This is a genomic window from Cytophagales bacterium, from assembly GCA_033344775.1.
Lineage (GTDB): Bacteria > Bacteroidota > Bacteroidia > Cytophagales > Cyclobacteriaceae > JAWPMT01.
On record JAWPMT010000004.1, the window covers coordinates 683,424 to 698,319 of the forward strand.

Sequence of the window (14,896 nt, forward strand, 5' to 3'; positions counted from 1 at the left end):
TTAAGAAATGTTCGTTTACAAAAGATTCACAGTCCTTGGGCTTCTAAAGGTCACGGGAGTGAAGTTATCAGCCATTATCCTTTGGGTGACCCTGGTTACCGCCCTTTATTACTTTAAGATCATCTCATGGTTAATCATCCCATGGCTGCCTATGTCAATTTTAGGCACTGCAGTAGCCTTCTATATTGGTTTTAAGAACAACAGCGCATACGACAGAACATGGGAAGCTCGTAAAATTTGGGGAGCCATTGTCAATGCAAGTCGCACCTGGGGAGTTTCTATTATTGGATTTGTGGGCAATCAATTTCGAGAAAACCATTTCGAGTCAAGCGAATTAAACGAGTACCATAAACGACTTATTTATCGGCACATCGGATGGCTTTACGTTTTGAGGAAACAGCTATTAATTCCAACAACCTGGGAAGGATTAGGACAATCTGGGAGGGCACGAAGGATTGCTGATGCTCGTAAGAAATCTTTTGGTACTGGTCTGTTTGAAACACAGATAAGCAATACCGAAATGTCCAGGTACCTATCGAAAGAAGATCTAAAAAAGATCGATCATTCTGCTAACGGAGCAACACAGTTAATTAATCTCCAATCTATCGCGCTATCACAGCTCAGGAAAGAAGACCTCATCGATGATTTCCGTCATATGCAGTTGCAGGAACTACTTCAGGAATTGCTGAATTGTCAGGGCAAAGCAGAACGGATCAAAAAATTCCCATTACCAAGACAGTACTCAAGCACCAGCCTATTATTAACTTTCATCTTCATCATACTACTTCCCTTTGGAATGGCCTCTGAATTCATCAAATTAGGAGACCTGTCGATGATATTATCTGTTCCATTCACTATACTGGTTTGCTGGGTATTTGTAGTGATGGAATTGGTTGGGGATACTACAGAGAACCCATTCCAGGGGTTAGGTAACGATATACCTATGCTTTCACTTTGCCGCACCATTGAAATAGACCTGCTACAAGCCTTAGAAGATAATGAGATTCCTTCTCCAATAACCGAAGTAAATGGTATTCTGATGTGATGAAGTTCATGAAGGCTTAAGAATTGCCAAGCCAGACAACATGAAGTAAACCTTACTCGATGTTTCATCAATTGAATACCGGCAAAAGAAGATTCAGCGAAACGAATTATTCTTTCTTCGATATGGAGAAGTAAAGGATTCAACGTGACCTTAGCTTTACTGTTTTTACTCGCTTCCTTGAGCATGAACATTAACCTAAGACCATGGATTGGTGTGTTGTTAAAAATCACCATTCCAACTTTTATTATTGTCTTTATCCTTGCTTCCAATACGATAAAACCGGACAAAAACGGAAATACGACACAGGGCGCAGATGAAGTAAACGAAACAGATAGCGTGCAATCGTTACTTGCTTTTCAGACCGTATTGGAGGTCATCAAAGATCCACGGTGCATGAATTGTCATCCATCAGGAGATCGGCCCAGGCAGGGAGATGACCAGCATTTACATCATTTCAATGTCATCAGAGGGGTTGAAAACCTGGGAGGAAAGATTCAGCAATGTCAATCATGTCACAAGTCTGAGAACAACCCATATAGTAATGTTCCAGGAGCACCTCATTGGGCCTTAGCTCCAAGATCAATGGGTTGGCTTGGACTTTCCGATATCGAAATTGGTCGTAAGTTGATTGATCCCCAACAAAACGGCGGACGGACACCCGAAGAACTGGTTAAGCATATGACTGAAGATCAACTGGTTCTCTGGGGATGGGATCCAGGGGAAGGAAGGGAGCCTGTTCAGATTCCTTTTGAAGAATTTAAAACTGCACTGAATACGTGGCTGGACAATGGTGCATATGTTCCTGAATAAATAAATCTATTTGAATGACAATAGCCTTTAAAATAAACGGACAATCCACGTCGGTAGATGTTGACCCAATGATGCCCCTGCTATGGGTGGTAAGAGACGAGTTGAAGCTAAAAGGAACGAAATATGGATGTGGAAAGGCCGCCTGCGGTGCATGCTCTCTTCATGTAGATAATAATCTTGTGCGCTCATGCTCCTATCCTGTCAAATATGCAGAAGGCAAAGAAGTTACCACCATAGAAGGGTTATCCTCAGACGAAAATCAGCTTCATCCTATTCACCAAGCCTGGATGGATGAAAATGTCCCTCAGTGCGGATATTGTCAGACTGGTTTTATGATGGCTGGGGCCAAATTGATTGAAGAAATCACCAAACCCTCCACTGATGACATCAAAGGAAATATTAGCAATATCTGTAGGTGTGGTACACATCCGAGAATAATCAAGGCCATCAAACGAGCAGCTTCAATCAAACAAGGAGTACAAACACCATAAACATGAAAAAAGAAGGATCGAATAAAGGATTGTCAAGGAGGAAGTTTCTTATACTTGGTGGTTTTGGCGTTGGTACCACAGTCATTGGTGTATATGCCTGCGCTCCCCTCAGAAGGTCTGCAGCCAAAGTGATTTCTGAAACGGAACTACTCAAAATCAAAGATTTCGACCCGCTCGTGTGGTTTGAAATTTCTGAGGACAACAACATTATATTCTATTGTCCTAAAGTCGAAATGGGGCAAGGTGTTTATACGGGTTTCTCCTTGTTAGTAGCTGAGGAATTAGACCTCCGTTTGGATCAAATCATTGCCGTACCAGCCTCCAGTCATAAAGGAGCCGAGGATGGAGCAAGTACGGGCGGTAGTTTTTCTACATCTACATTATTTGAACCCATCAGAGAAGTAGCAGCCACCATGCGTGAAATGCTTCTTTCCGCGGCAGAACCGATTTTAGGTGTTGAGAAAAGTCAATTAATGGTAGAAGAAGGTTTGGTTATTGGGAAGGGAAAAAGTATTACCTATGCTGAAATAGCAAGGCAAACATCTGATTGGAAAGTTCCGAAAAAATCCCCTGAATTAAAGCCTGCTTCGAGCTTCAAACTGATTGGCACCGATGTGAAACGTGTAGACCTCAAACCCAAAGTAATGGGTGAAGGTATTTACTCTCTTGATGCTGAGATGGACGGCATGCTTTACGCCGTAACTCTTTCTTCACCTTACTTCAACGGGACCTTGAAATCCGTTGATGTCTCTGAAGCAGAAAACTACCCAGGTGTAACCCAGGTCATCAATCAAGATGGGTTAGTCGCCGTTGTAGCTAAAAATCGATTTACTGCCGAAATGGGCATACGGAGAATTAAAGCTGAATGGGATGTCCCCAGGCTTTGGCAGCAAAAAGAGATTGAGGAACATATGACCGTGGGCAATGGTAAAGCTGTAAATATTCAGAAGGAAGGCAGTGTAAAAAAGGTCTTCAAACAAAATGCCGACGAAGTTATTACAGCCGAATACAGAAGCCCCATTGGTATACATGCCCAAATGGAACCGAATGGTGGCATCGCTCACGTACAAGGAGATAAGGCAACGATCATCACAGGCACCCAGTCTATCCATCAAGTCGTTAATTATATTCAAGAGGAGCTCGATTTAGAGGCGGAAAATATTGAAGTCACTAACACCTACATGGGTGGTGGATTTGGTCGAAGGATCTACCGGCCTAAAGTCGCCGACGCGGTGAAAATTTCCAAAATAGTCGGTAAACCCGTACAAGTCTTCACTACAAGAGAAGAGGAATTCCAGGCCGGTTACTACAGGCCGAATAATCATCATGTGATGAAAGCTGTTGTTATAAATGGCAGTATCCAGGCGATTGAACATCACCAGGCCTCAGATGCTATGTATGTCAATAATGCGGCACCAGCCATGCGATCATTTCTGGGTGGCGATTTACCATCAGCGAATCACTGTGCCACGGTCTTCTATCCGATTAATCACCGATCTACAAATATTTACGACATTCAACTTCCTTTTCACACAGGACCATGGAGAGCCATTGGAGCATGGCTCAACTGTTTTCCTATTGAATCCTTCATGGATGAACTAGCCCATAGTTCCCAAAAAGACCCCATGGCGTTCAGGCTGGATCACTTACAGGGAGATAACGAAAATGTTGGTCGAATGAGAAAAGTGATCCAGACACTCCGGGAACGATCAAAATGGGATCAAAAGGAACGCGCTGGTATTGGTAAGGGATTTGCCTGTATCAAGGATAGAAAGACGTATGTAGCTACTGCGCTTGAGATTGAGTTAGTAGAAGGACAAGTCAAGGTTTTACGTGTAACCAGCGTGGTGGACGCAGGAATCATTGTAAATCCCGAGGGAGCTAGAACCCAGGTTGAAGGTTGTATCATGATGGGAATAAGTGCCGCCCTGTATGAAGAAATGATCGTTAAAGACAGTCAATTTGTGGCGAGTAATTATCATGAATACGGTCTCGCCACTTTGAAGGATACTCCCGAAATGGATATAATTTTATTGGATAGCAATTACCCCCCTTCCGGTCTTGGCGAACCGCCCATATCTCCTATTGCTCCAGCGCTCGCCAATGCGATCTTTGATCTCACAGGAAATCGCCTCAGAAACATCCCACTAAGGCCAGAAGAGGAAAACATATAAATCATTTCGAAGGAAAGTGAATATGTTAACCTGAGTTTCTTCCAACCGTGTTAGTTGCATAAATCCTTAGAAAGGTACATAGAGGCTTACTATCTTAGTTATCTAGTTTATTTAAACTAGGTGAATTTGAAATTGAATGAGGAGTCAACCCGATTGGCTGCTCATTCTTTTTTTGAACCATGATATTTCAAGTGTCTTGATTACTTTTAGTTAAGATATAAACTAGGTGAATTTGAGTAATGAGAAGTCAAACCCTATTGGCTTCTTATTCTTTTTCAGAACAACACTCTATTAGGCCTAGAGCTCAAGAACAATTCTCACAAACCCCTCCAAGATCATATTGGTATTCTTGACCTGATAGCCCTCCGGTAAAGAGATAGAAGGTATGGCCATTTCATCCAGGCATTCCGTCTTACCACAATTGTTTCACTTGAAATGAACATGATTGTGATCATGATGATCTGGAGAACAGGTGTCATGACAAAGTCCATAGCTGGCTATACCTGACTCAGAAGGTACTTTATGAACTATCCCCGATTCCAGGAAGCTGAAAAGTGTTCGATAGATAGTAGCCCCTCATGATGAGGAAATTGCCTCTCAAGATCACTTCGAAACAAAGTTCTGTTTTCCTTCAAAAGGAAATCAAATACATCCAATCTACAATCAGTGACTTTCAGCCCGTGAGAATGTAAAACCTTTTTGTATTCCTCATTATTTCGCACAAGTCAAAATTAGCTATATGCCTCTCAAATTAGAGGGTATTCTTTTTGGTAACTTTGCTTTGTGCTCGAAGAGAAACTAGAACACCGGAACATCAAACCCACTAGCATGCGCCTGTTGGTACTACGCCAATTGGTGGAGTCTGGTGCTGCATTAAGTTTGAAGGACCTGGAAGCTAAGTTTGAGCGAGCCGACAAAGCAACCCTTTACAGAACTCTTAAGACTTTCGAAGAAAAGAAACTCATTCACAGTATCGATGATGGTACTGGCGTTGCCAAATATTCACTCTGTGAGGAAGGCTGTGAGTGTGAGCCACAGGATCAGCACATCCATTTCCACTGTTTAAAATGCGGAGAGACCTATTGCCTCATTCAGTCCAAGATACCTCAAACACAAATCCCTTCAGGCTTCAAAGCAGCGAGTGCCAGTATGGTCTATAAAGGTACCTGCGCCAATTGCAGCTGACCAGGGAAAGTTTGCAACCAGGTTGCACGCCCTGGTTCCTATCCTTGTATTGTGAAAATCATATTGCTATGGCTTGCCTTCCTTGTTGGGACATTGGTGCAGGCCCAAAACACCTTTAAAGCCCGAGTCATTGACGCGGAAGAAAACGAACCTCTTTTTGGAGCCACGGTAAAAATAGGCCCGAACAAAGGAGCTGTCACGGACATCAATGGCTACGTTGAGATCAATAACATCATCGACGACACAATCACCGTTTCTGTTTCATTCGTTGGCTTCAAGCCCTTTAAATCAAGTTATGTACTCCCATTACCAGAGATACAGACCATCGCATTGAAAGAAGGTGAAGAGTTAGAAGAGATCATTGTTACCTCCACACGTAGCAGCAGAACCATTGACGACATTCCTACCAGGATTGAGGCCATCAGTTCTGAAGAATTGGAAGAGAAGGCCATCATGAAGTCCTCGAATATTGCTATGGTCCTCAGGGAAAGCACCGGGATTCAAATGCAACAGACTTCCGCGAGTTCTGCGAATCAAAGTATTCGAATCCAGGGTTTGGATGGCCGATACACACAGATTTTGAAAGATGGGTTTCCGCTATTTGGAGGGTTCTCCAGTGGCCTTAGCATTATGCAGATTCCTCCCCTGGATTTAAAACAAGTGGAAGTCATCAAAGGCAGTAACTCCACACTGTTTGGAGGAGGAGCTATTGCAGGATTGATCAATCTGGTTACTTATACTCCAGAGAAAGAAAGAATTGCTAAGCTCATGGTAGACCAAACACAAGCGCGAGGCACTACCCTCAATGGTTTCTATGCTCAACGTTTCAATAAATTCGGAATGACCTTCTACGCTTCCGGTAACAGACAGGAAGCCTATGATCCAAATGGGGATGACTTTAGCGACGTACCGCAAATCAGAAGTTTGACCCTCAACCCTTCGCTATTCTATTATCCCTCTGACCACTCAAGTCTACGACTCACGTTAAACGCAACCCTTGAAAATCGGCTCGGAGGGGATATGGAAGTGATCAATGACAATCCCAATGGAATCCATCAATTCACGGAAGAAAACCTGTCAGATCGCTTATCCTATCAGCTGACCTATCTGAATCAATTCGATGATAACAGATCCCTCACGATTAAGAATAGTCTTACCTTTTTCGAAAGAGAAATCATCGAACCGGAATTTCAATTCATGGGAAAGCAATGGTCCTCTTTTAGTGAAGTTTCATACAATTTCGGTACTGATAAATCGAGTTGGATTTCAGGCCTGAACCTCTACACAGATCGATTCGAAGAGACTCCTTCCGATTCTTTGGACCGAGACTATGATTATACCACGTTTGGAGCATTCACACAAAATACAATTGATCTCTCTGATCAGCTGGCATTAGAAAGTGGTTTGCGCTTCGATTACGACCTGGAGTATGGATTCTTTGCTTTACCCAGGCTTTCACTTCTCGCACAATTCAATGATCGCTGGTCTGCAAGAATCGGTGGTGGTTTAGGATACAAACTACCGACCATCTTCACCGAAGAGGCCGAAAACCTCACGTATCAAGGAATCTTGCCTATCAATAGTGCCGTAGAAGCAGAAAGATCGATAGGAGGCAATCTAGATTTCAACTATCAGACCTTTATTGGTGAGGAATGGACATTCTCTTTCAATCAGCTTTTCTTTTACACTCAGTTAATTGATGCCCTGGTATTCCGAACGAACAATTTAGGTCAGTTCTTCTATGAAAATGCGAATGGACCAGTGACCAGCCAGGGAATAGAAACCAACATCAAATTAGGTTTCCAGGACTTTAAGCTATTTGCCAACTACGCCTTGATCGACACCCGTTTGAAATATGATAACCTGAACAATCAAAAACCACTCACACCCAAACACAATATAGGTTCGGTTTTCATGTATGAAGTAGAAGACAAGTGGCGCATAGGCTATGAAGCCTACTACACAGGCAGGCAGTTTAGAAATGACCGCTCTCAGACGGATGACTTTTGGATGATGGGATTCATGGTCATGCGAAAGATCAACAACCTGAGTATTTACATCAACTTTGAAAACTTCACTGATACACGGCAGCACCGCATGGAGAGCTTCCAGGTTGATTCTCATATCAAACCCGATTTCCCAGAGATATGGGCTCCTACGGATGGTAGAATCATCAATGCAGGTTTCATCTTAGAACTATGACATCATGAACTTCTATCAAATACTTCTTCCTATAGCTTCCTTACTCTATTTGTTGCTGGTGTTCATCCTCAGGTCTTTCATCCTTTGGAAACAGACTGGGGTAAATCCGCTTGTTTTTGAGAACACAGACAAAGCTCATGATTATATTGGTCGCGTTTATAAAGCAATGGTGCTAGGTACCTGGATCTCTATAACCCTATTTTCCTTTTTCCCTTCATCGATTATGTTGTTAATCACCGCTTCTGATCTGTCTTTTGTGGCCTTAGAGATTCTGCTCAGACAATAATTCACCATATTACAATGTTGTTTATCTCTGTGCCATGTCCAACCTAAAAATTCTCCAGGTAGCTTTCAAAGAATTTGCCGGCATGTCTGAAGACGCATTCCATTTATCTTCAAACTACTGGCATGAAAAGTCCTTTAAAAAAGGAGAACGCTTTAATGACTATAAAAATGTCTGCAAAGAGTTGGGTTTCATTCTAGCGGGCACCTTTCGCTCGTACATCATTGACTATAAATCCGGTGAAGACAAAAACCTTTTCTTCTATTCTCAAAATGGATTTGTAACTGCTTACAAGAGCTTCGTCAAGCAAATCCATGTGAATACTATACCGAAGCGCTGACGGATTCCAGTATCATTTGCATCAATATTTTTGATCTGCAAAAACTATATAAACAATCCCATGAGTGGGAATGCTTTGGACGCCTAATCGCTGAAATGGCAGCCAACATTGTGATTGAACGAATGGAAAGCTTCTTATTGAAATCTCCTGAAGAACGCTACCTGGAATTAATCGCATCACATCCTGACCTATACGAAAAAGTCCCCCTCTACCATATCTCCTCTTACCTGGGCATCCAGGGGCCTTCCCTTAGCCGAATCAGAAAAAGAATTGCGGGCAAATAATCGATTTTAACCTGGGTTAAAGAAATCAGTCTCTTCGTTTTTCAGCTTTGCCTTGTAATCATATAAGCAAACGAAATGAAAACTATACGTCTCTTTTTGCTCATGGGGCTCTTGATCGGAACCCAAACATTTTCTAACGCGAAAGATAAGAATGACATGGAAAAAATCATTGAATCAAAGACCATCGTATTTGTACACGGACTATTCTTAAATAACCGAAGTTGGCAAGAATGGGAAAACTACTTTAAGGAAAAAGGATACACAACGCATGTACTCGTATATCCCGGACATGAAGGAGATCCTTCAGAATTACGAGAAAATGCGCCTAATCATTTGGGTAATGTAACTTTTACGGATGTGGTTATGCACATGGAACAATTCATCCGAACATTGCCTGAAAAACCCATTATCGTAGGACATTCCATGGGTGCATTAGTCGCTCAGAAGTTAGTCGAAAAGGATTTGGCTGAAGCAGCCATCATCATGAGCAGCGCACCTCCAAAAGGAGTAATTACTACCAAATTCAGCTTTGCCAAATCTAATCTCGGATTACTAAATCCCTTCAAAGGCAACTCAGTGCACTATCCGACCAAAAAATGGTTCCATTATGCCTTCACCAACACCCTGTCCAGAGAAGAATCAGACGGTATCTTTGACAGCTACGTGGTACCTGAAAGCAGGAACATCCCACGTGAGACATTGAAAAAAACAGGAAAGATTAACTTCAAAAAACCTCATGTGCCCATGCTGTTCATCTCCGGGAAAGAGGATCACATCATACCAGCGTCATTGAATAAGAAAAACTTCAAGCGATACAAGGACGAAAACAGTGTTAGAGAACACAAGATCTTTGAGGGCCGTGATCATTTTATCGCTGGAGAAACTGGCTGGGAAGAAGTGGCTAATTACGTATACCAATGGATCAACTGAAGTATGGCAGTTACTAATAAAGATTAGTCAATAGCATAATTTGGAACACCCTGCTTCGAAATGAAGTTGGGTGTTTCCGAATGTCTGTTTATTCTGGTTTGGGGATCCAATTCAAATCTCTTAAGTGAAACCTTAACCAATTCACGGATTCTATAACTTCAGCTCGGTGGGTTACTTATCAATTGCCCTTCTTTATTGGCTGGAACCTGACAATCTAACTTTACCAATGAAGGGGGGTATCTTTTTGGGCGTCTCCCTACGGGTCGGGTGCGGACGGCTAGACTATCCGAGCTGCACGCCGGGCAGCCGTCGCAGTAGCTTACTCCTATCCAAGTTCCGTTCGTTCCTAAAATGAAAAAAGCCCTGACTTACGTCAGAGCTTCCTTTCTTGTCGGGGTGGCAGTCCGAGAACCCTAACCCTCAAGCAACTAATAATCAACTACTTACAATCTATCTCAAAATCCTGTTCACCGGACTGTTCACCGTGAATTTGACATGAATTAATTTCAATTGATGTCCATTATTAAAAAGCCAATAACCGAATTAAAGCAAACGATTCATAGAAATTTTCTAAATCTGAATATTGTAAATAGCCTTTACTAACTTGTAGTACCAGATATAGATAAGGTTAATTTAAAATTGAAGGAGTAGTCAACCTGATTGGCTGCTCATTCTTCCTTTATAGAGGTCTGTATTGAATGGTCAACTTTGTCCCTCATTATTCGTTTTCACTTTCGACTGCTCTTAAAACACCGCAAGCTAAACTTTGACTTGGAGGTCAGGAAATGCACCTTTGAGTGGAATTTGATTTCATGACACCAAGAACCGTACTCACACTTCTGGTAATCTTAACATGCATAGCCTCAGGATTTGCCCAATCTGGATCGATCACCCTTTCTGGCAAAATAATCGATCAGGTCAATAATGAACCACTACCCTTTGCCACAGCTGTTATCAAAAACAAAATTGATAGTTCGTTAATAAAAGGAAGCGTCGCGGATCTGGAAGGTTACTTTCAAATCTCTGGCATCGCTCCTGGAACATATTTACTGGAAGTATCCTTTGCTGGATATCAAGTAAAAACTCAGGACCTCTTTGTAGGAAAGCTAAGCAACTACCTAGACTTGGGGACCATCGCCATTACTCCAGATCAGCAAGTCCTGGACGAATTAGTGGTCGAAGGGGAACGAACAACTGTTTCCTCCCAGCTGGACAAAAAGAGCTACGGAGTAGAAAGTAATTTGGCCCAATCCGGTGGCTCAGTGATGGACGCCATGCGAACATTACCAGGTGTGACTGTAGACCAGGAAGGTAAAATTATTCTCAGAGGAAGTGACAGAGTAACTGTCTTGATCGATGGCCAGCAAAGTGCATTGACTGGTTTTGGCAATCAGAAGAGTCTGGACAATATACCAGCCGCCAACATCGAACGCATTGAAGTTATCAATAATCCATCAGCCAAATACAATGCCGCAGGAATGGCAGGCATTGTCAATATCATCTATAAAAAAGACCAGAGCAAGGGCCTTACCGGTGAAGTTGGATTGAACCTGGGACTCGGGGCCATTGGCACACGCCAGGACGATCTACCTACGGACCTGGGAAGCTTCTCAGCAAACCCGAAATTGATACCAAATCTCAACCTGAACTACCAGGGGAGCAAAGTAAATTACTTTTTGCAGTCCTCTGTGTTGCTGCAGGAGAAGTTACCCAACAATGAATTCACAACTCGATTCTATGATGATGGTCGAATCATTGCCTCGCAAGTGCCTGAGAATCGTAAACAAGTCCATTACATTGTCACGGGAGGCGTTGACTGGAAGATTTCAGAGGACGATATCCTGACACTTTCCGGAATCTTTGATTATGAGAGTCACGTGGATTCCTCCCAAGTTCCTTTCATCAACCGGCACCTGGACGGTGGCCGAAATCGATACTATGCCTGGAACGAAGAGGAGATAACGGGACTGGCGAATGGAACTCTGAATTTTAAGCACCAATTTCCACAGCCTGGGCATACCCTATCCTCCACCTTTCAATTCACTAAAGGCTGGGAAGACGAAAGTTATTTCTTACAGGACAGTTCAGCTGTTCGACAATCAGGGGATACTACCATGCTTCTGGCTGAAGAATTCACGACCAGTTGGGCCATAGATTATGTAAAACCTCTGGGGAGTGGCAGAGTCGAACTCGGCTCAAGGTTGCAGTGGAGACGAATCCCAGTTGACTATACCGTAGGCAGAGGAGTGAATTCTATTATCTATCCAGGTCTGGGAGACAACTCTAATTGGGGGGAGAATATCTATGCGGGTTATGTAAACTACATTTTCGAACGACCAAAGTACAACATTGAAGGAGGTCTGCGAGCTGAATTTACAGATGTGTTTTACACCATCGATGAGGCCAATATCTACTATGACGAAAATGACGCTTACGACTACTTCGAGGTTTTTCCAAATATCCGCTTCACCTACAACATCAATCAAAACAATCGCTTCTCTGCATTTTACAATCGACGCATAGATCGTCCTGGAGAACCAGAGCTCAGGATCTTTCCCAAGTTTGATGACCCTGAGTTGTCAAAAGTGGGTGACCCTTATTTACGACCACAGTTTACCCAGGCACTGGAAATCGCTTACGGCATAGATTGGGAAAGTGGCACCCTATTCCTGGCAGGGTTCCAAAGATGGATTGACAACCAGTTTCTGAGGATCTATAATGAAGACACCTCTAGTGGAGGCAATGTCATTAACAAGATCTATCAAAATACGGGGCCAGCCACTAACACAGGATTGGAGGTCATTTTAGATCAGAACATCACCTCTTTTTGGAAACTCTCAGCGAGTGTCAACTGGTACATCAATACCATTGAAGACCATCAAGGCTTCTTACGATTCCCGTTTGAACGAAACTATACACTCGAGGCATCGGAAGATGACACGTGGGATTTGAAACTTAACAATCAATGGGAATTTCAAAACGGTTTCAAGCTTCAGCTAACGGGTGTTTACTATGCTCCCAGAAATGTGCCTCAGGGTAGGCAACTGGAAAGATCCTCCATAGATATTGGTGCCAGCAAGCGGATCTGGAAAGGTAAAGGCGAATTGACAGCTTCGTTCACCGACATCTTCAATCGATTTGGAATCAACCAGCAATTGACAGGCACAGGATTTAGAGCTAATTACCAAAATTTCTACGAGACTCAAGTGTTAAGAATAGGTTTGAAATACAAGATCTAAATAAGTGCTCTTGGGAAGCTCAGAAAAAAGAAGGAGTGGGCGGAGGCCCACTCACTATACAACCAACATAGACACTACACAGCGTGTAGGTTTCTTAATTCAGAAAAATTCATATCCCCATCTTCGCCACCTTCACCGAGTTACCTTCTTCTGACATGTCAGTCCAGGCAAACCACATTTCACCGTCATGGTAAGCCATCTGTGGAAAACCACTACCTCGAGACTCACTGCTTTTAGCAATGGTCATGGCCGGCTCTGCACGTCCAGTCTTACTCACGATCCTGGCTTTGATGACACTGTTTTCACCTTCACGACCTAACCAGCTGACCATGGCTTTCTCTTCATCGATCATCACCACATCTACACGGCCCAGAGGCATTTGGTTATCAATGGTCACCGGATTACCAAAGCTTGCGCCTCCATCCTCCGAGAAGATCAATTTTACTTGTGGTTGCTTATTTGGAGCCGCAAACCATGCTACCGCCAAGGTGTTGCCTACCGCATCCGCTCTGGGTCCATTGACCGGACAGCCTTCAATTTTCCAATTGTCGGCATAGATGGTTTGCGGTGCGGTCCATTCCCCGTCTACCAGTCTAACAATAGACATGTCACGAACTTCCATTTCAGAGCGATCACGATAAATCACAACTGGCCCATTTGTTGTCATGGCTCCACCGGTTTGACAGCAATCACAAACCCGATTGTCCAATTCCACTTCGTTAGAAAGTGCTCCTTGATCATCCATCATGGCTGCTCTTATCGACATAGCTCCCTGGTGCTCCCCGTGACCTCCGGAGGTGTTTCTACCATCCAGCCAGGCCAGCTGAAATCCATTGCTTTTCGCGGGGATCATGGTAGCAAATCCATGCTCGGTAGGAGTACCATCCTTGTGCGGGACCATAGATGCGGTCCAGGAATTTTCCACTTTCCGAGTAATGTTCACATCGTAGGAATAGGTACCTGCAGAACTCTTGGCCAGATAATGCGCGACCATTTCTCCATCCTTACTAGCCGCCAACATTGGGTAATCAGCCCAATTGACAAACCAATCCGTACCGGAAGCAATGTCCTCGGTAGAAGACCAGTTATTTCCTTCCCATTTCGCGTATTTCAAAAGTGCGGTATCTCCCAATTGCTCTACCCAGGATAAATACAACTCACCATCATCACCGGAGATCAAATAAGGCAATGAGCTATTACCTACAGCCGGTGAAATCATGGCTGCTAATTCTTGCTTTACCTCAGGGTTCTGCTCCTTCGGTCCCTGGGTACACCCGAGGACCAAAAGGAATAAAAAGATATAGGCCCCTTTCATCAGCTATTCTTTACTTCAAAACTGATGGCCACATCATCCCAGGAAATGGTAATGGTCCCGGTCGCTTCATCCACGGGCTCTACCAAATAGGTCAATGACTCCATTGGCTGATCCAGCTTCTTAGGAGTGACCTGAAACCGCACCACGTCTTCAGCCTGATCATAATCATCGGCTAAATGCTGCTCCCAGTTTTTATTGATGATCACAGTCCACTCTTCTTCACCAGGAATGGTAAAGAGCGCATACTTTCCTATCGGTATTTGTGCGCCTCCAATTTCGACATCCTTAGAGAAACGAATAGACGTGGCATTGTGTGCACCTGTCACCCAAACTTCATCATAGGCGACTAAGCCACCGAAGATTTGACGCCCGCGCTTGCTTGGTGAGTGATATTCGATATGCACGTGGTTTTTACCCACATTGGTCATGGCCATTTTAGCCGGACTCTTAGACTTGGGTTTTTCTGAACTTGCGGCAGCATGACTTTCATGACCACTATGATCTTCAGACTTATTCTCAGGAGCTGAGCAAGCTCCCAGGATCAACAGTATTAAAAGGAATGTTGGATTTTTCATGTTTATAATTTCTTAGGGTTGAG

General features: G+C 43.4%; 13 protein-coding genes. 11 read left to right on the forward strand and 2 right to left on the reverse strand.

Going from position 1 to position 14,896, the window contains the following annotated elements:
* The first annotated feature begins 58 nt into the window (after positions 1 to 58).
* The 11 genes from R8G66_11590 (at position 59) to R8G66_11640 (ending at position 12,983) form a co-directional block, all read left to right on the forward strand.
* Positions 59 to 1,045: a bestrophin family ion channel gene (locus R8G66_11590; GenBank protein ID MDW3193004.1), complete on the forward strand. Its 987-nt coding sequence runs from the start codon at positions 59 to 61 to the stop codon at positions 1,043 to 1,045.
* A gap of 144 nt (positions 1,046 to 1,189) precedes the next feature.
* Complete coding sequence (locus R8G66_11595) at positions 1,190 to 1,855, forward strand: hypothetical protein (GenBank protein ID MDW3193005.1); 666 nt, start codon at positions 1,190 to 1,192, stop codon at positions 1,853 to 1,855.
* 14 nt (positions 1,856 to 1,869) lie between these two features.
* On the forward strand, positions 1,870 to 2,346 hold the full coding sequence (locus R8G66_11600) for a (2Fe-2S)-binding protein (protein ID MDW3193006.1): 477 nt from the start codon (positions 1,870 to 1,872) through the stop codon (positions 2,344 to 2,346).
* A gap of 2 nt (positions 2,347 to 2,348) precedes the next feature.
* Positions 2,349 to 4,520 carry a molybdopterin cofactor-binding domain-containing protein gene (locus R8G66_11605; GenBank protein ID MDW3193007.1) on the forward strand — a complete coding sequence of 724 codons (2,172 nt, stop codon included), beginning with the start codon at positions 2,349 to 2,351 and terminating at the stop codon, positions 4,518 to 4,520.
* A 783-nt stretch (positions 4,521 to 5,303) separates the two neighbouring features.
* Entirely contained in the window at positions 5,304 to 5,705 is a 402-nt protein-coding gene (locus tag R8G66_11610) for a Fur family transcriptional regulator (protein ID MDW3193008.1), read from the forward strand.
* A 51-nt stretch (positions 5,706 to 5,756) separates the two neighbouring features.
* Entirely contained in the window at positions 5,757 to 7,907 is a 2,151-nt protein-coding gene (locus R8G66_11615) for a TonB-dependent receptor (protein ID MDW3193009.1), read from the forward strand.
* Positions 7,908 to 7,911: 4 nt separating this feature from the next.
* A complete protein-coding gene (locus R8G66_11620; protein ID MDW3193010.1) occupies positions 7,912 to 8,193 on the forward strand; it encodes a hypothetical protein in 282 nt (93 codons plus the stop codon).
* 34 nt (positions 8,194 to 8,227) lie between these two features.
* A complete protein-coding gene (locus tag R8G66_11625; protein ID MDW3193011.1) occupies positions 8,228 to 8,530 on the forward strand; it encodes a hypothetical protein in 303 nt (100 codons plus the stop codon).
* 95 nt (positions 8,531 to 8,625) lie between these two features.
* Positions 8,626 to 8,814, forward strand: coding sequence for a hypothetical protein (locus tag R8G66_11630; GenBank protein MDW3193012.1), 189 nt, complete (start codon positions 8,626 to 8,628; stop codon positions 8,812 to 8,814).
* Positions 8,815 to 8,889: 75 nt separating this feature from the next.
* The gene (locus R8G66_11635; GenBank protein MDW3193013.1) at positions 8,890 to 9,744 is read left to right on the forward strand and encodes an alpha/beta fold hydrolase; all 855 of its coding nucleotides are present in this window, start codon (positions 8,890 to 8,892) and stop codon (positions 9,742 to 9,744) included.
* 812 nt (positions 9,745 to 10,556) lie between these two features.
* A complete protein-coding gene (locus R8G66_11640) occupies positions 10,557 to 12,983 on the forward strand; it encodes a TonB-dependent receptor (GenBank protein ID MDW3193014.1) in 2,427 nt (808 codons plus the stop codon).
* Between the two features lie 109 nt (positions 12,984 to 13,092).
* Here R8G66_11640 and R8G66_11645 read toward each other — a convergent pair whose 3' ends face one another.
* Positions 13,093 to 14,298 carry an exo-alpha-sialidase gene (locus R8G66_11645; GenBank protein ID MDW3193015.1) on the reverse strand — a complete coding sequence of 402 codons (1,206 nt, stop codon included), beginning with the start codon at positions 14,296 to 14,298 and terminating at the stop codon, positions 13,093 to 13,095.
* Positions 14,298 to 14,873 carry a DUF2911 domain-containing protein gene (locus R8G66_11650; GenBank protein ID MDW3193016.1) on the reverse strand — a complete coding sequence of 192 codons (576 nt, stop codon included), beginning with the start codon at positions 14,871 to 14,873 and terminating at the stop codon, positions 14,298 to 14,300. The genes R8G66_11645 and R8G66_11650 overlap by 1 nt, the downstream gene beginning before the upstream one ends.
* Positions 14,874 to 14,896 lie beyond the last annotated feature (23 nt).